Origin of the sequence: Streptomyces sp. NPDC021020 (assembly GCF_044333285.1) — a bacterium.
Taxonomy (GTDB): Bacteria; Actinomycetota; Actinomycetes; order Streptomycetales; family Streptomycetaceae; genus Actinacidiphila.
In genome coordinates, this window is sequence record NZ_JBIRQQ010000001.1 from 1,001,369 (window position 1) to 1,018,174 (window position 16,806).

Below are 16,806 nucleotides of genomic sequence, written 5' to 3' on the forward strand. Positions count from 1 at the left end.
AGCCCGCGCCCGGCGTCCGTACGGGCACCGGCCCGTGGCGGTGTGCGGCTCAGCGGGCGGGCTGCGGCACGGCGGCGGCCGCCGGGGAGTTGCAGCGCTGCGGGGTCATCTCGGTCAGGCCGGGGAAGTAGACGTGCAGACTGACCGCGGGTTCCAGGCTGTCGTTGACGACCTCGTGCACGTAGCCGGGCGCGAAGGCGCGCTGCGCGCCCGCGCCGAGCACCCGGACCGCCGCCCCGGTCGCGCCGCGCGCGCTCTCGCGCAGGCTGCCGGCGAGCACGGTCAGCACGCCGGAGGAGGGGCCGTGGTCGTGCAGGCCGCTGCCCTGGCCGGGGAGCCAGCTGAGCAGCCACACCTCGTAGCCGGGGCCGGTGCGCAGCCGGGCGTACCAGCGGGTGGTGGCGTCGTAGCGGACCAGCGGCTCCCACTGCGCGCGGTCGGCCGCGACGGCGCGGGCGAGCCCGGCGAAGTCGGCCACCGTGGCGGGGTGCTGCGGCACCGGCGGCAGCAGGTGCGGCAGGGCGAGCGGGTCGCCGGCGATGGCGACGTCGGACACCGCCGGGCCGTACGCGCCGTAGGCGTCGGCCGCGCCGGAGGGCGCGGGGAGCGCGGTGCGGGCGGGGTGCTCGGACGGCAGGTGAGCGGGGTGCGCGGCATACATGTGACGGGTGTCCCTGGAGGTGTGCGCGAGTGGCGTGGGTGAGGCGCCTGGGCCGCGGGTGCGGGCGGCGCGGCCCCGGGCGGGGCTCAGCGACAGCGGCAGGGACAACAGCAGTTCTGCGCGAGCGCGACACGGCAGGACGCGCGGCGGCGGGTCCGGGTCGTCACGTGGGGCTCGGCAGGCATGTGTCAAGGAGACCGGTCGAGGGGACCTGCTGTCAAATGAATGTCCGGTTTGTCGCCCTTCTTTCACCTGATCAGGCGCCCCGCGATGCCGAAAGGTTTGTGCTCGGGGGTGTGGGGATAGGTGCAGCGACAACCGTGACCCCGTACGTCCATGGCATTCCGATTGTCGGACGCGCCGGCCCCGGGGGAATTCGTCCGGCCGCCGCGGCACCGTCGCGCACGCGGTCGAACGGTCTCCTCGGGCGGGTGTTCCTGTGATCGAAATGTGATCCGCACCCCTTCATCCGTACGGGCGGAACGCGGCGCACAGCCGCAGCGTCTGACGGGGTGTGAGGGTTGGACGACCGGACGACGGTTGACGGTTCCGGGCTTTTGTTCTGATTACAGCACTTACCGTTACGTCTTGGTTCAGCGGAGTGAATAACGGGCTCAATAGCAGATCTCGGCTTGACTCGCCCGGATCGCCGCACTTGTAATTTCACTCGTGTCGTTCAGCCGCACGCGCGGACGGCCCACACCACGGGGAAGCACGACAGACGAGGGGCGCGCATGACCGAGCAGTTCCAGTTGCTGCTGGCCGAGGAGGCCGACGAGGAACTCGGCTGGCAGGAGCGCGCCCTGTGTGCGCAGACCGACCCGGAGTCGTTCTTCCCCGAAAAGGGCGGTTCCACACGTGAGGCGAAGAAGGTCTGCCTCGCGTGTGAAGTCCGTTCCGACTGCCTTGAGTACGCCCTCGCCAACGACGAGCGCTTCGGCATCTGGGGCGGCCTGTCCGAGCGCGAGCGCCGCCGTCTGAAGAAGGGCGTCGTCTGACCGCCGACGCATCCGCCCGCGTACCCGTCCCGGCCCCCTGACCAGCGGCCGGACGCCCGCGGGCCGCTCCCGGCCGGCGGCCGGGGCCACCCGCTCCGCAGCCCGCCCGGCATGCCCCCGCGCACGCCGGGCGGGCTGCCGTCGTTCCCGCTCCGGACTCCCGTCAGGCGGTGGCACCCGTGTGAGCCGTTAGTGTGGGGGGCCGTCCGAGACGCCACCCCCGCAGTACGCGGGCACCGGCGTCCACCGCAGTCCAGCGAACCGGGGCCGAAACCTCGATGTCCGTGAACAGCCCAGCACCGGCCGTCCATCCGGCCGGCACCCCTGAGTTCCCGCGCCATGTCGTCACCGCCGTGCTGGTCGCACACGACGGGGCCCGCTGGCTGCCCAAGGCCCTCGCAGGTCTGCTCACCCAGGACCGTCCCGTCCAGGACGTCGTCGCCGCCGACACCGGCAGCGCCGACGACTCCGCACGGCTGCTCGCCGAATCCCTCGGCGACCAGCGCGTCCTGCACCTCGCCCGGCGCACGTCCTTCGGCGCGGCCGTCGACGAGTGCGTCCGCACCGCCGTCCCGCTCACCGCCGACGACCTGCCCTACCTCGCCCCGCGCGCCGGCGGCTGGGACCCCGTCGGCCGGCAGTGGAACGACGACCCCTACACCGACCCCGACGACGACCCGTTCGGCGACGGCGGCGCGGCCGGGCAGTCGCGGCAGGGCGAGCCCGTGCAGTGGCTGTGGCTGCTGCACGACGACTGCGAGCCCGACCCCGGCGCGCTGTCCGCCCTGCTGCGGATCGCCGACAGCACCCCGTCGGCCGCCGTCGTCGGCCCCAAACTGCGCAGCTGGTACGACCGCAGGCAGCTGCTCGAAGTGGGCGTCAGCATCGCCCGCAGCGGCCGCCGCTGGACGGCCCTGGAGCGCCGCGAGCAGGACCAGGGCCAGCACGACCAGGTCCGCCAGGTGCTCTCGGTGTCCTCCGCGGGCATGCTGGTGCGCCGCGACGTGTGGGAGGCGCTGGGCGGCTTCGACCGCCGGCTGCCCCTGATGCGCGACGACGTCGACTTCTGCTGGCGCGCCCAGGCCGCCGGGCACAGCGTCTACGTCGCCCCCGACGCCGTGCTGTGGCACGCCGAGGCCGCCTCCCGGGAGCGCCGCCCGGTCGACTGCGCCGGACGCTCGGCCGTCAACCCGCACCGCGTCGACAAGGCCGGCGCCGTCTACACCCTGCTGGCCAACACCCGCGGCCCGCTGCTGCCTTACGTGGCGCTGCGCATCGTCGTCGGCACCCTGCTGCGCACCCTCGCCTACCTCGTCGGCAAGGTGCCCGGCCAGGCCGTCGACGAGATCGTCGGCCTGCTCGGCGTGCTGGTGCGCCCCGGACGCCTGCTCGGCGCCCGCCGCGCGCGCGGCCGCGGCAATGTCGAACCCGCCGAGCTGCGCCCGCTCTTCCCGCCGCCCGGCGCGACCGTGCGCGCCACCGTCGACCAGGTCGTCAGCAACATCGCCGGCCGGGCCGACGCCTCCGCCGCGGCCGCCGGCCGGCACGGCGGCGCCATCGAGTCGGGACCCGGTGACGAGGACGGCGACTTCCTGGAGATCGAGCAGTTCGCGCGCCTCAAGCGCATCGCCCGCAAACCCGGCCCGATGCTCTTCGTGGTGCTGCTCGTCGTCTCCCTCGCCGCCTGCCGCTCGCTGCTCGGCGGCGGCACCCTCTACGGCGGCGCCCTGCTGCCCGCCGGTTCCGGCGCCTCCGACCTGTGGCGCAGCTACGCCGGTTCGTGGCACGCGCTCGGCACTGGCGGCACCGAGTCGGCACCGCCGTACCTCGCCGTCCTCGGGCTCTTCTCGACCGTGCTGTTCGGCTCCACGAGCCTGACGCTGACCCTGCTGCTGGTCGCCTCCGTGCCGCTCGCCGGAGTGGCCGCCTACTTCGCCTCCCGCCCGCTGGCCGAATCCCGGCTGGTCCGTGCGTGGGCCTCGGTCGCGTACGCCTTCCTGCCCGCCGCCACCGGCGCGCTCGCCACCGGGCGGCTCGGCACCGCGGTGCTGGCCATCCTGCTGCCGCCGATGGCGCGCGCCGCCGTGGCCTCCGCCGGACTGCAGCTCGGCGCCGCGGCCCTGGACCGCGGGGCCCGGCCGAGCTGGCGCGCCACCTGGGCACTCGCCCTGATGCTCACCTTCACCACGGCCTTCACCCCGATCACGTGGCCCATTGCGCTGGTTCTCGCCGCCGGCGTCCTCGCGTGGCGGCTGGCGACGGGCCGCGGCGCGCTGCTCGTCCCGCACCTCCTGCGCTCGGCCGCGCTGCTGGTCACCCCGATGGTGCTGCTCGCGCCCTGGTCCCTGACGCTGCTCGCGCACCCCGGGCGGATGCTCGACGAGGCCGGGCTGCCGTACGGCAGCGGGAGCGTGTCCGGTCTCGACCTGGCGCTGCTCGGCCCCGGCGGCCCCAAGGCCTCCGGCGGGGTGCTGCTGGTCGGCATCGTGCTGGCCGCCCTCGCCGCGCTGCTGCGCGACAGCCGCCGCACCGCGGTGCTCGCCGCGTGGGCCGCCGCGGCGACCGGCCTGCTCTTCGCCGTCGTCGAGAACGGCCACGCCTGGGCCGGGCCCGCCACGCTCGTCTACGGCCTCGCGCTGCTGTCCGCCGCGGTGGTCGGCGCGGAGGGCGCCAACGAGCGCATCGCCGCGAGCGGCTTCGGCTGGCGGCAGCCCGTCGCGGGCCTCGTCGCGCTGGCCGCGGCGGCCGCGCCGCTGCTGGCCGCCGCCACGTGGGTCGCGCACGGCGCCGACGGACCGCTGGCCCGCCGCGACCCGCAGCAGGTGCCCGCGTTCGTCGCGGAGGAGTCCACCACCAGCGACCACGCCCGCACCCTCGTGCTCACCGGGAAGCCCGGCCACATCTCGTACGCGCTGGTGCGCGGCTCCGGCGTGCACATCGGTGACGCCGAGATCGCCGCCCAGGCCCCGCGCGACCGCGACCTCGACTCGCTCGTCGCCAACCTCGTCGCGGGCTCCGGCGCCGACCAGGGCAGCAGGCTCGCCAAGTACGCCGTGCGGTACGTCCTGGCGCAGAAGGACACCCCCCGCGAGGTGGGCCGCGTCCTCGACGGCACGCCGGGCCTCTCCCGCGTCAGCCAGGCCGACGGCAGCGAGCTGTGGCGCGTCGACACCGCCGTGTCCCGCGTGACGATCACCGCCAAGGGCGCCGCCCCGGTCTCCGTCCCCTCCGGCCTGATCGAGGCGCACACCAAGGTGCCCGCGGGCCCGCAAGGGCGCGTGCTGCGGCTGGCCGATTCCGCGTCGTCCGGCTGGCAGGCCACCCTGGACGGCAGCCGCCTGACGCCGACCACCGTCGACGGATGGGCGCAGGGCTTCGAGCTGCCCGCGTCCGGCGGCCGCCTCGACGTCACGTTCGAGGAACCGGTCACCCACATCGGCTGGCTGGGCGTCCAGGCCTTCCTGCTGCTCGTCGTGCTCGTGCTCGCGCTGCCCGGAAGGCGCCGCGAGATCGACGACGACCTGCCGGAGGCCGAGGCCGCGGCCGCCGCGGCCGCCGCCGCGGAGATCCCCGCGCAGGGCGGCGAGGGCGGCCGCCGCGCCCGCCGCCTGCAGGCCGCCGCCGAAGCGGAGGCCGCCGCGCTCGCGGCCGCCCAGGAGGGCGCCGAGCCCGCCGCGGGCGACGACGGGACGCAGGAGCCCTACGACCCCGCGCAGGGCCCGTACGAGCCGGCCCAGGGCTACGAGGGGGCCTACGAGGAGGCCGAGGGCGGCTACGAGCCCTCCGAAGCCGGCTACGACCCGTACGCCGTCCCCGCCCCCGGCGCCGCGCCGGACGCCGACCCGTACTACGCCGGCTACCCCGCCGGCCAGCAGCAGTGGGAGCAGCAGCCCTACCCCGCGGGCCAGGGCACTGGTTACGAGCAGCAGGGCGGCTACGGCGCCGACCCGTACGGCTACCCCCAGGGCGCCCAGCAGCCCGGCTACGACGCCTACGGGCAGCAGCCGGACGGCGGGTACGGCGAGCAGGCGCCCTACGGCGGGCAGCAGCCCGGCTACGGCACCGACCCCGCGGGCTACCGCGACGACGGGACGTACTACGCAGAAGGCGACCACCGCCGCGACGGGAGCGACCAGCAGTGAACCGCAGCACCCTCTCCCTGGGCGGCGCCGTCCTCGTCCTCGCCGTCCTCGTCGGCGCCGCCTCGCTGAACGGCGGCGACGACACGGCGGCCGCCCCCGCGGGCTCCTCGACCCGGCTGCCGGTGCAGCGCACCACGACGGTGTGCCCGTCGCCCTCCCCGTCGGAATTCGCCGACACCACCTACGCGTCCTTCACCCCGCAGGCGGCGTCGCTGTCCGACCAGCCCGCGGGCACCACCGCCGGCACCCCGGGCAGTGCCCAGCTGCTCACCACCGCGGCGAAGCCCGCACCGCTGTCGCCGCCGCTGAAGCAGACCGGCAGGGCGGTCGCCTACACCACCGACAAGCCCGACGCGCCCGCCCTGATCGGCACCGCCGACGGGCCCCTCGCGCCCGGCTGGAGCGTCGCCCAGACCACCGTCGTCGACGCCGGACCCGGCCGCGGACTGCTCGGCACCTCCTGCGTCACGCCCGACAGCGAGTTCTGGTTCGCCGGCGCCAGCACCGCCGACGGCCGCCAGGACTACCTCCACCTGGTCGACCCCGACGACACCCCCGCCGTCGTGGACGTCGAGCTGTACGGCCCCGACGGGCTGGTCAAGGCGTCCTCCGGCGACGGCATCACGGTGCCCGGCAAGGGCGCCGAGCCGGTGCTGCTGTCGACGCTGATCGCCCAGAAGGTCCAGGACCTGACCGTCCACGTCGTCGTCCGCAGCGGCCGCGTCGGCGCCGCGATCCAGGCCACCTCCGCCGGCAAGGGCGCCGACTGGCTGCAGCCCGCCGCCGAACCCGCCGACACGCTGGTCATGCCCGGCATCCCCGCCGACGCCGTCTCCGTCCGCCTCGTCGCCTACGCGACCGGCTCCGACGACGCCGACCTGAACCTCAAGCTGGCCACCAGCACGGGCATGATCTCCCCGGCCGACCACGAGACGCTGCACGTCAAAGCGGGTATGACCGCCGCCGTCGACCTGGGCGACGTCACCAAGGGCGACCCCGGCTCGCTGGTGATCACCTCCAGCAAGGCGCACAGCCCCGTGCCGGTCGTCGCGGGCCTGGTCGTCACCCGCGGCAAGGCCGGCAAGCAGGAGCTGGCGTTCCTGCCCGCGACCGCCGCCGTCGGCACCCGTGCCACCGCCGCCGACAACCGCGACAAGGCCTCCACGCTCGCGCTGACCGCCCCCGACAAGGAGACCCGCGTCAAGGTCACCTCGTCGCCGGGCAAGGCGGGCGGCACGCCGGTGTCGCGCACCGTCGTCGTCAAGGCCGGCACCACCACGGCGATCCAGCTCCTCGCCCCCGTCCCCGGCAAGGACTCCTTCCCGGTGACCGTCGAACGGCTCTCCGGCGGCACCCTGTACGCCTCACGCGAGCTGGCGCTCCCGCTGGACGGGGTGCCCATGTTCACCATCCAGCCGATGTCGGACGACCGCTCCACGGTCCAGGTGCCGCAGGCCGCGCCGGACCTGAAGATCCTCGGCAGGTAGCCCGCGGCCGCGCGCCCCGGGGAAGGGGCGCGCGGACCGGTGTACTGCCACGCCGTGGCACATTGCAGCGCCGTGGCACACTGCCACGCCGTGGCACACAGCCGCGTCACACGCGCGGCGGCCTCAGTCCTCGCCGTACTTCGGGTCGACGTTCTCCGGGGACAGCCCGAGCAGCTCCGCGACCTGCTCCACGACCACCTCGTGCACCAGCAGCGCCCGCTCGTCGCGGCTCTTGGCGCGGATCTCCACCGGGCGCCGGTAGACCACGATCCGGTTCGGCCGCCCCTTGTCCGCGCCGACCAGCCGCCCCAGCGGCACCGCCTCGCCGTCGGTACCCGGGCCGTCCTGCGGCCAGGGCACCTCCTGCACCGCGAATTCCACGTCGGCCAGCTGCGGCCAGCGCCGCTCCAGCCGGTCGGCGGCATCCCTGACCAGGTCGTCGAACGCGTCGGCGCGCGACACCGCGAGCGGCACCTGCGGCGGTGCGATGGGCCCGCGCATGCCGCGGCCGTGCCGGTCGCGATGCCGCGGACGCGGGTCGGAGGGAGGCGGAACCGTACTGTCCATCAGCGTGAGCCTAGCTCCCGGTCCGCACCGGTGTCGCGGCCCGCGGACACCGCGGGCGACCGCGGCCCCCTTATCGTCATCGCGCGCCGGGGATCAGACCGCATCAGGCCATGAAAGTGACGGAAACGCGCCAGCCGGAGCCCCCGCGGTGGCACGTGCCGCCGTCACGTCCGTCCGCGCCGTGTCCCCGCCCGCCACCGGCCCCCGCCGTATCGCCGCAGGCCAGTGCGGCGGCGGCATCCGTGCCCCGGGTAGGGGCGCCGCCACGACACGACCGGGTGAGCCTGCGGAGAGTCGTCGCGGCCCGCTCAAGAGTGCGGTACCGTCCAACGTCGTGAGCCCTGTACGTCGCTGTTCGCGCACCGCTTGCGGCCGCCCCGCCGTCGCGACGCTGACGTACGTCTACGCGGACTCCACGGCCGTCCTCGGCCCCCTCGCCACCTATGCCGAGCCGCACTGCTACGACCTGTGCTCCGAGCACTCCGAGCGGCTGACCGCGCCGCGCGGCTGGGAGGTCGTCCGGCTCGCCGTCGACACCGGCCCGGTGCGGCCCAGCGGCGACGACCTGGAAGCGCTTGCCAACGCCGTACGCGAGGCCGCCCGCCCGCAGGAGCGCGCCCGGCCCGGCGCCCGCGACATCGACCCGCTGGAGGTCGCCCGCCGCGGCCACCTGCGGGTGCTGCGCTCGCCGGAGTAGCCCTCAACCCGCCCGCCCGGGTCCCCCGGGGTAGGTTGTGGGGCCACCGCGGCACAGCGCCGCGGCCCCGTCCGGGCCCCGCGCCGGGCGCCGCCCGACGTGCGTGACCCGCACCGTCCGTGATCCGTACAGCAGAGGTGTGCAGTGGCCGATTTGTCGCAGCTGGTCAAGGCCTACGACGTACGCGGAGTCGTACCCGACCAGTGGGACACCCCGCTCGCGGAGATCTTCGGCGCCGCCTTCGCCACCGTCACCGGCGCGGACGCGATCGTCGTCGGCCACGACATGCGGCCCTCGTCCCCCGCGCTGTCCGACGCCTTCGCACGCGGCGCCGCCTCACGCGGCGCCGACGTCACCCGTATCGGGCTGTGCTCCACCGACGAGCTGTACTTCGCCAGCGGGCGGCTCGGCCTGCCCGGCGCCATGTTCACCGCGAGCCACAACCCGGCGCAGTACAACGGCATCAAGATGTGCCGCGCCGGCGCCGCGCCCGTCGGCCAGGACACCGGGCTCACCGACATCCGCGCGCTCGCCGAGCAGTGGCTGGAGACCGGCGTCCCGGCAGGCGCCGCCACCCCCGGCACTGTCACCGACCGGGACGTGCTCGGCGACTACGCCGACTTCCTGCGCTCGCTCGTCGACCTGTCCGGCATGCGCCCGCTGAAGGTCGTCGTGGACGCGGGCAACGGCATGGGCGGCCACACCGTGCCGACCGTGCTCGCCGGGCTGCCCGTCGACCTCGTGCCCATGTACTTCGAGCTCGACGGCACCTTCCCCCACCACGAGGCCAACCCGCTCGACCCGAAGAACCTCGTCGACCTCCAGCAGCGCGTCCGCGACACCGGCGCCGACATCGGCCTGGCCTTCGACGGCGACGCCGACCGCTGCTTCGCCGTCGACGAGCGCGGCGAGGGCGTCTCACCGTCCGCCGTCACCGCCCTGGTCGCGGCGCGCGAGCTGGCCCGGCACCCCGGCGCCACGATCATCCACAACCTGATCACCTCGCGGACCGTCCCCGAGGTCGTCACCGAGCAGGGCGGCGTCCCCGTGCGCACCCGCGTCGGCCACTCCTTCATCAAGCAGGAGATGGCCGCCACCGGGGCCGTCTTCGGCGGCGAGCACTCCGCGCACTACTACTTCCGCGACTTCTGGAACGCCGACACCGGCATGCTCGCCGCCCTCCACCTGCTCGCGGCCCTCGGAGGCCAGGACGGCCCGCTGTCCGCCCTGGTCGGCGCGTACGACCGCTACGCGGCCTCCGGGGAGATCAACAGCACCGTCGCCGACCAGGCAGGCCGCACCGCCGCCGTCCGCGCCGCCTTCACCGGCCAGGAGGGCGTCACCTTCGACGACCTCGACGGCCTCACCGTCAGCGCCGCCGACTGGTGGTTCAACCTCCGCGCCTCCAACACCGAGCCGCTGCTGCGGCTCAACGTCGAGGCGGCCGACCCCGCCGCAGTCGCCCGCATCCGCGACCAGGTCCTCGCCCTCGTCCGCGGCTGACCCGACGGCCCGCCGCCCGCCACACCGCGCCCCCGGCGACCCGTCCTGTGTCCCCGTCAGGGGCGCGGCTATAGGCTGGCGGGCACACGCCGGGGCACCTACCCGGCAGCGGGGACGCGCCAGACCCGCGCACCCCGCGCCCGTACACGGCCCGGCCGGTCACCGCCGGCCGCACACCGCCCGGAGGACACCGCACATGCCGCTCGTGGAAGCCAGCCTTCTGGACATCCTCGTCTGCCCGGCCTGCCACGCCCCGCTCCGCGAGGACGAGGACGCGGCGGAGCTCGTGTGCACCTCCGCCGACTGCGGTCTGGCCTACCCGGTCAAGGACGACATCCCGGTGCTGCTGGTCGACGAGGCCCGCCGCCCCGGCTGAGCCGTCCCGCCCGCCACTGTCCGGGCGTCGCCGCCGCGGCCGGTCGCCCGAGGCGTTTCGGCCGCCCGCGCGCGCCGGAGCGCCCCGTGCGAGCGCCGCCCCGCACCCGGCCCCGCCCGCACCCGACCCACGGAGACCGCCTTGTTCGACGAGTCGCTGCTGGAGGACCCCGAGAGCCTCGCCCGCGCCGACACCCACGGGCTGCTCCGCGGGGTCGCCGCCGCCGGCGCCCGGGTCCGCACCGCGCTGCGGCTCGCCGACGAGGCCGGCCTGGGCGAGTTGCGGCCCGACGGGCGGCCCCGCACGGTCATGGTCGCCGGCAGCGGGCCCGACGCCGCCGCCGTCGCCGACCTCCTCACCGCCCTCGCGTCCGGCAGCTGCCCGGTGCAGCAGCTCGCCCCCACCGGCCCCAGCCCCGAGCGCTCCCGCTGGACGCTGCCGGGCTGGGCCGGCTCCCTCGACCTGCTCGTGCTGATCTCCCCGCGCGGCACCGAACAGGGCCTCACCGACCTGGTCGAGCAGGCCTACCGGCGCGGCTGCACGGCAGTGGCCGTCACCCCCGCCAAGGCGCCGCTCGCCGACGCCGTCGCGCAGGTCCGCGGCCTCGCCCTGCCCTTCGCGGCCACCGCCCCCGGCGACACCGCGCAGGACGCCGCCACCGACCCGGGCGACGACACCGGCGCCTTCTGGGCGCTGCTCACCCCGCTGCTCGCCCTCACCGACCGGCTCGGCCTGGTCACCGCGCCCGCCGCGGAACTCCACGCGCTCGCCGACACCCTCGACGCGACCGCCGCCCGCTGCGGCCCGGCCGTCGCCACCTACACCAACCCCGCCAAGACGCTGGCCGCCGAACTCGCCGACGCCCTCCCGCTGCTGTGGAGCCAGGGCCGGATCGCCGCGGCCTGCGCCCGCCGCTTCGCCGCCGTCCTCGGCGTCCGCGCCGGACGGCCGGCCCTCAGCGCCGAACTGCCCGCCGCGCTCGGCCTGCACGGCCCGCTCCAGGCCGGCAGCCACGCCCTCACAGCCGACGCCGACGACTTCTTCCGCGACCGCGTCGAGGACTCCGACGGGCTGCGGCTGCGCATCGTGCTGCTCCAGGAAGCTCCCGACCAGCCCGGCTCCGCCGCCCCGGCCGCCCGCGAGCAGGCCTACGCCCACGACACCCCGCTCAGCGAGATCGCCGCGCCCGGCGGCAGCGACCTGCACATTGCCGCGGACATCCTCGCCCTGACCGATTTCGCCGCCGTTTACCTGGCCGTCGCCTCGACCGAGAGACCATGATCGGCATGAACCGCCTCCGCAACACCGTCCGCCCCTACGCCTGGGGCTCCACCACCGCCATCCCCGCGCTGCTCGGCACCGAGCCGACCGGCGAGCCGCAGGCCGAACTGTGGATGGGCGCCCACCCCGGCACCCCCTCCCGACTCGACCGCGGCGCCGGCCCCGAGGCCCTCGACGCGCTCATCGACGCCGACCCCGCGGCCGAACTCGGCGAGGCCACCGTCAAGCGCTTCGGCCCGCGCCTGCCCTTCCTGTTCAAGGTGCTCGCCGCGGGCACACCGCTGTCGATGCAGGTCCACCCCGACCTCGCGCAGGCCAGGGCCGGGTTCGCCGACGAGGAGGCCCGCGGTGTCCCGATCGACGCCCCGCACCGCAACTACAAGGACGCCAACCACAAGCCCGAGATGCTCGTGGCCCTGACGCCCTTCGAAGGCCTGTGCGGCTTCCGCCGGCCGACCGAGGCCGCCGCCCTCATCGACGCGCTCGGCGTCGACGCCCTCGTGCCCTACGCCGACATCCTGCGCGCCCACCCCGAGGACCGGGCGCTGCGCGAGGTCCTCGCCGCCGTCCTCGGCGCCGACCCCGCCGAGATGGCCGGCACCGTGCACGCCGCCGCCGAGGCCGCCGCCCGGCTCGCCGAGACCCCCGGCACCCCGTACGCCGCCGACTACGCCGCGTACGCCAAGGCCGCGCACCACTTCCCCGGCGACCGCGGCGTCATCGCCGCCATGCTGCTCAGCTACGTCCGCCTCCAGCCCGGCGAGGCCCTCTACCTCGGCGCCGGAGTCCCGCACGCCTACCTCGACGGCCTCGGCGTCGAGATCATGGCCAACTCCGACAACGTGCTGCGCTGCGGCCTCACCCCCAAGCACATCGACGTACCCGAACTCCTGCGCATCGTCCGCTTCGAGGCCGGCGACCCCGGCGTCCTGCGCCCCGAGGCCGGCCCCGACGGCGAGGAGCTGTACGCCGCGCCCATCGACGAATTCCGGCTCTCCCGCTACGTCCTGGCCCCCGGCTCCGGCCCCCGCACCCTCGACCGCGACGCCCCGCAGATCCTGCTGTGCACCGCGGGCGAGGTACGCCTGCGCACCCCTGACGCCGATCCGTCCGGCGGCGCCGCCGCGGAGCTCGCCCTCGGCCCCGGCGAGTCGTGCTGGATCCGCGCCGGCGAGCACACCGAACTCAGCGGCGAGGGCACGGTCTTCCGCGCCACCGTCGCCGCCTGACGCACCGACGGAAGGGACACCCAGCACACATGAGCGCCTCAGGCGGAACCAGGGCGATCGTCGCGGCACTGAGCGCCAACCTCGCGATCGCCGCGTCGAAGTTCGTGGCCTTCGCGTTCAGCGGCTCGTCGTCGATGCTCGCCGAGGGCGTGCACTCCCTCGCCGACTCCGGCAACCAGGCCCTGCTGCTCATCGGCGGCAAGAAGGCCAAGCGCGCCGCCAGCGAGGAGCACCCCTTCGGCTACGGCCGGGAGCGCTACGTCTACGCCTTCCTCGTCTCGATCGTCCTCTTCTCCGTCGGCGGCATGTTCGCCCTCTACGAGGGCTATGAGAAGGTCCGCCACCCGCACACCATCGACCGCTGGTACTGGCCGGTCGGCGTGCTGATCTTCGCCCTCGCCGCCGAGGGCACCTCCTTCCGCACCGCCGTCAAGGAGTCCAACCACACCCGCGGCTCGATGTCCTGGGTCGAGTACATCCGCCGGGCCAAGGCGCCCGAGCTGCCCGTGGTGCTGCTGGAGGACTTCGGCGCCCTCATCGGCCTGGTGCTCGCCCTGCTCGGCGTCGGCCTGTCCCTGGCCACCGACAGCGGTGTGTGGGACGGCGTCGGCACCCTGTGCATCGGCGCCCTGCTGATCTGCATCGCCCTCGTCCTGGCGGCCGAGACGAAGTCCCTGCTCATCGGCGAGGGCGCCAACCCCGAATCCCTCGAACGCATCCGCGCCGCGGCCGTGGACGGCGACACCGTCACCTCCGTCATCCACATGCGCACCCTGCACCTCGGCCCGGAGGAACTGCTGGTCGCCGCCAAGGTCGCCGTCCAGCACGACGACACCGCCGCCGAGGTCGCCCGCGCCATCGACGCGGCCGAGGAGCGCATCCGCGCCGCCGAACCCTTCGCCCGCGTCATCTACCTCGAACCCGACATCTACAGCGAAGCCGCCGCGGCGGCCGGCCCCGACCCCGACCAGACCCCGGGCGGGCGCTGACCACGCGTACCTGCGGGCGCACGGGTCACCGGTGTAGATTCGTGGAGAGCCAGACGTCGCTGCTGATGGCGGTCGGGCGGTCGCCCCACGGTGACCGGCCGAGGGAGAGAGGGCCTCCGACGGATTGCGCTGCCGCAAGGGGACACGTGTGCCCGCCCCCGGGCGACACACCGTCGCTCTGCGGCCGCGCCGCATCCCCGTCCACCTCGATCGCACCGAGGAGCAGCCCGTATGACCACCACCGCCACCGACTTCAAGGTCGCGGATCTCTCCCTCGCCGTCTTCGGCCGCAAGGAGATCACCCTCGCCGAGCACGAGATGCCCGGCCTGATGGCGCTGCGCGCCGAGTACGGCCCCACGCAGCCGCTGGCCGGCGCCCGCATCACCGGCTCCCTGCACATGACCGTGCAGACCGCCGTCCTCATCGAGACCCTCGTCGCGCTCGGCGCGCAGGTCCGCTGGGCGTCCTGCAACATCTTCTCCACCCAGGACCACGCCGCCGCCGCCATCGCGGTCGGCCCCGACGGCACCCCCGACAACCCGCAGGGCGTCCCCGTCTTCGCCTGGAAGGGCGAATCCCTCGAAGAGTACTGGTGGTGCACCGAGCAGGCCCTGACCTGGCCCGGCACCGCCACCGGCGGCCCCAACATGATCCTGGACGACGGCGGCGACGCCACCCTGCTCGTCCACAAGGGCGTCGAGTTCGAGAAGGCCGGATCCGTCCCCGCGACGACCGAGCAGGACAGCGAGGAGTACGGCTACATCCTCGCCCTGCTGCGCCGCACCCTCGGTGAGAGCCCGCAGAAGTGGACGCAGCTCGCCTCCGAGATCCGCGGTGTCACCGAGGAGACCACCACCGGCGTCCACCGCCTGTACGAGATGCAGCAGGAAGGCACGCTGCTCTTCCCGGCGATCAACGTCAACGACGCCGTCACCAAGTCGAAGTTCGACAACAAGTACGGCTGCCGGCACTCCCTCGTCGACGGCATCAACCGCGCCACCGACGTCCTGATCGGCGGCAAGGTCGCCGTCGTCTGCGGCTACGGCGACGTCGGCAAGGGCTGCGCCGAATCCCTGCGCGGCCAGGGCGCCCGGGTGATCATCACCGAGATCGACCCCATCTGCGCCCTCCAGGCCGCGATGGACGGCTACCAGGTCGCCACTCTCGACGACGTGGTCGAGACCGCCGACATCTTCGTCACCACGACCGGCAACCGCGACATCATCATGGCCTCCGACATGAGCCGGATGAAGCACCAGGCGATCGTCGGCAACATCGGCCACTTCGACAACGAGATCGACATGGCGGGCCTGGCCAAGATCCCCGGCATCGTCAAGGACGAGGTCAAGCCGCAGGTCCACACCTGGACCTTCCCGGACGGCAAGAAGCTCATCGTCCTGTCGGAGGGCCGCCTGCTCAACCTCGGCAACGCCACCGGACACCCGTCCTTCGTGATGTCGAACTCCTTCACCGACCAGACGCTGGCCCAGGTCGAGCTCTTCACCAAGCCGGAGGAATACCCGATCGGCGTCTACGTGCTCCCCAAGCACCTCGACGAGAAGGTCGCCCGCCTCCACCTCGACGCCCTCGGCGTCAGGCTCACCACCCTGCGCCCGGAGCAGGCCTCCTACATCGGCGTCAAGGTCGAGGGCCCCTACAAGCCCGACCACTACCGCTACTGATCCACGGCGCCCAGCCGCCCGGCCCCGCCCGGGCGGACCGCACCACGCGGGCCCCCGCCTCCACCCGGAGGCGGGGGCCTCGCCAGATCCAGAGAACCCACCATGCCCCGCGGCCGCTACTCGTTCCACGACACCCATGACCACACCCCCTTGGGAGAAGAGCACTTCCACTGCGCCACCGGTCCCTCCGGCTGGCGCTACACCGCCCAGACCACGCACCCGGACGGCAGCCACGCCGGCTCGGTCGACCTGACCGTCGACGACCTCGGCCGCCCCGTCCGCCTCGAACTCCACGCCGCGTCGTGGCAGGTCCGCGCCGCCGCCCTGGACGGCGTCACCTGGGTCCGCAGCGACCCCTCCGGCGAGCACGCGCAGGAGGGCAACGCCTCCGCGCACGCCTTCACCGGTGCCTCGCCCGCGTTCCTGATCGCCACCGCGAGACTCCTCCGCCTCGCCCCGGGCGGCCCTGCCAAGCGCGTCCGTCTCGTGTCATTCCGGCCCCCCGTGCTCGCACCCCTGAACGTCGACCAGTCCTGGTCCCTGGTGTCCAGGACAGCACATCCGGCCGACGCCGGTTTTCTGCCTGTGGACAACTTCCTGGTGTCCGACCTCGCCACCGGAGAGCAGCACGAGGTCCACCTCGCCGGCGACGTCGTCCTCGCGGCACCCGGCATCGAGCTGGAAGACCTCGACACCCCGCCGTCCACCTTCCCCTGATTTGACGCGTGTGGGGGTGGGAGGTAGATTAGAACGGTTGTCAGGAGCTGGCCCGTCCAGCCGTGAACAATGCAGCACCTTGCCATGAGGGCAGACGAAGACACCTCCGTTCCGATTCGGGAGAAATCCTGAGCGGGGCACCCGTGTCCCCGGAAGCCGGATGGTAATTCCGACCGGAAATCTTCTGATAGAGTCGGAACACAACGAAGGGAAAGCCCGGAGGGGCCGGTGAAACGGTCTCGAAGGAAGCTTCCGTTCCTTGAGAACTCAACAGCGTGCCAAAAGTCAACGCCAGATATGTTGATACCCCGTCGCGTACCTCTGTGGTGCGTGATGAGGTTCCTTTGAAGAAAAACACAGCGAGGACGCTGTGGACGGCCTGGATTATTCCTCCGGGCTGTCCCGCTCTTGCGTGTTGTTTCCGGGATTACCCGGTATACATTCACGGAGAGTTTGATCCTGGCTCAGGACGAACG

13 protein-coding genes are annotated in these 16,806 nt (G+C 74.1%); 11 read left to right on the top strand and 2 right to left on the bottom strand.

The window, feature by feature from the left end; all coding sequences use genetic code 11:
• Nucleotides 1-49: 49 nt before the first annotated feature.
• Nucleotides 50-661, bottom strand: coding sequence for a cysteine dioxygenase (locus ACH4SL_RS04375; protein ID WP_398441852.1), 612 nt, complete (start codon nucleotides 659-661; stop codon nucleotides 50-52).
• 734 nt (nucleotides 662-1,395) lie between these two features.
• Between ACH4SL_RS04375 and ACH4SL_RS04380 the strand changes: the two genes are divergently transcribed.
• From ACH4SL_RS04380 to ACH4SL_RS04390, 3 genes are all read left to right on the top strand, one after another.
• Nucleotides 1,396-1,659 carry a WhiB family transcriptional regulator gene (locus ACH4SL_RS04380; protein WP_031519519.1) on the top strand — a complete coding sequence of 88 codons (264 nt, stop codon included), beginning with the start codon at nucleotides 1,396-1,398 and terminating at the stop codon, nucleotides 1,657-1,659.
• Between the two features lie 278 nt (nucleotides 1,660-1,937).
• Nucleotides 1,938-5,801, top strand: coding sequence for a glycosyltransferase (locus tag ACH4SL_RS04385; RefSeq protein ID WP_398441853.1), 3,864 nt, complete (start codon nucleotides 1,938-1,940; stop codon nucleotides 5,799-5,801).
• On the top strand, nucleotides 5,798-7,288 hold the full coding sequence (locus ACH4SL_RS04390; protein WP_398441854.1) for a DUF5719 family protein: 1,491 nt from the start codon (nucleotides 5,798-5,800) through the stop codon (nucleotides 7,286-7,288). Before ACH4SL_RS04385 ends, ACH4SL_RS04390 begins: the two co-directional genes overlap by 4 nt.
• 123 nt (nucleotides 7,289-7,411) lie before the next feature.
• Here the strand turns inward: ACH4SL_RS04390 and ACH4SL_RS04395 are convergent, their stop codons facing one another.
• On the bottom strand, nucleotides 7,412-7,855 hold the full coding sequence (locus tag ACH4SL_RS04395; protein ID WP_398441855.1) for a metallopeptidase family protein: 444 nt from the start codon (nucleotides 7,853-7,855) through the stop codon (nucleotides 7,412-7,414).
• A gap of 238 nt (nucleotides 7,856-8,093) precedes the next feature.
• Here ACH4SL_RS04395 and ACH4SL_RS04400 point away from each other — a divergent pair, with 238 nt between their 5' ends.
• From ACH4SL_RS04400 to ACH4SL_RS04435, 8 genes are all read left to right on the top strand, one after another.
• Nucleotides 8,094-8,552, top strand: a complete 459-nt coding sequence (locus ACH4SL_RS04400) for a DUF3499 domain-containing protein (protein ID WP_398441913.1) — start codon at nucleotides 8,094-8,096, stop codon at nucleotides 8,550-8,552.
• A gap of 144 nt (nucleotides 8,553-8,696) precedes the next feature.
• Nucleotides 8,697-10,055, top strand: coding sequence for a phosphomannomutase/phosphoglucomutase (locus tag ACH4SL_RS04405; protein WP_398441856.1), 1,359 nt, complete (start codon nucleotides 8,697-8,699; stop codon nucleotides 10,053-10,055).
• Nucleotides 10,056-10,251: 196 nt separating this feature from the next.
• Complete coding sequence (locus ACH4SL_RS04410) at nucleotides 10,252-10,431, top strand: Trm112 family protein (protein ID WP_398441857.1); 180 nt, start codon at nucleotides 10,252-10,254, stop codon at nucleotides 10,429-10,431.
• Nucleotides 10,432-10,572: 141 nt separating this feature from the next.
• Complete coding sequence (locus ACH4SL_RS04415; RefSeq protein WP_398441858.1) at nucleotides 10,573-11,712, top strand: SIS domain-containing protein; 1,140 nt, start codon at nucleotides 10,573-10,575, stop codon at nucleotides 11,710-11,712.
• 5 nt (nucleotides 11,713-11,717) lie between these two features.
• Nucleotides 11,718-12,941 carry a mannose-6-phosphate isomerase, class I gene (manA, locus tag ACH4SL_RS04420; protein ID WP_398441859.1) on the top strand — a complete coding sequence of 408 codons (1,224 nt, stop codon included), beginning with the start codon at nucleotides 11,718-11,720 and terminating at the stop codon, nucleotides 12,939-12,941.
• A gap of 29 nt (nucleotides 12,942-12,970) precedes the next feature.
• On the top strand, nucleotides 12,971-13,930 hold the full coding sequence (locus ACH4SL_RS04425) for a cation diffusion facilitator family transporter (protein ID WP_398441860.1): 960 nt from the start codon (nucleotides 12,971-12,973) through the stop codon (nucleotides 13,928-13,930).
• Between the two features lie 231 nt (nucleotides 13,931-14,161).
• Nucleotides 14,162-15,613, top strand: coding sequence for an adenosylhomocysteinase (gene ahcY, locus ACH4SL_RS04430; protein ID WP_398441861.1), 1,452 nt, complete (start codon nucleotides 14,162-14,164; stop codon nucleotides 15,611-15,613).
• 102 nt (nucleotides 15,614-15,715) lie between these two features.
• Nucleotides 15,716-16,330 carry a hypothetical protein gene (locus ACH4SL_RS04435; protein WP_398441862.1) on the top strand — a complete coding sequence of 205 codons (615 nt, stop codon included), beginning with the start codon at nucleotides 15,716-15,718 and terminating at the stop codon, nucleotides 16,328-16,330.
• Nucleotides 16,331-16,806: the final 476 nt, after the last annotated feature.

What these genes read in the sequence shown, in the direction of transcription:
- ACH4SL_RS04375 (WP_398441852.1), bottom strand. Translation starts at nt 661, where the DNA reads ATGTATGCCGCGCACCCCGCTCACCTGCCGTCCGAGCACCCCGCCCGC.
- ACH4SL_RS04380 (WP_031519519.1), top strand. Translation starts at nt 1,396, where the DNA reads ATGACCGAGCAGTTCCAGTTGCTGCTGGCCGAGGAGGCCGACGAGGAA.
- ACH4SL_RS04385 (WP_398441853.1), top strand. Translation starts at nt 1,938, where the DNA reads ATGTCCGTGAACAGCCCAGCACCGGCCGTCCATCCGGCCGGCACCCCT.
- ACH4SL_RS04395 (WP_398441855.1), bottom strand. Translation starts at nt 7,855, where the DNA reads ATGGACAGTACGGTTCCGCCTCCCTCCGACCCGCGTCCGCGGCATCGC.
- ACH4SL_RS04410 (WP_398441857.1), top strand. Translation starts at nt 10,252, where the DNA reads ATGCCGCTCGTGGAAGCCAGCCTTCTGGACATCCTCGTCTGCCCGGCC.
- manA (WP_398441859.1), top strand. Translation starts at nt 11,718, where the DNA reads ATGAACCGCCTCCGCAACACCGTCCGCCCCTACGCCTGGGGCTCCACC.
- ACH4SL_RS04425 (WP_398441860.1), top strand. Translation starts at nt 12,971, where the DNA reads ATGAGCGCCTCAGGCGGAACCAGGGCGATCGTCGCGGCACTGAGCGCC.
- ahcY (WP_398441861.1), top strand. Translation starts at nt 14,162, where the DNA reads ATGACCACCACCGCCACCGACTTCAAGGTCGCGGATCTCTCCCTCGCC.
- ACH4SL_RS04435 (WP_398441862.1), top strand. Translation starts at nt 15,716, where the DNA reads ATGCCCCGCGGCCGCTACTCGTTCCACGACACCCATGACCACACCCCC.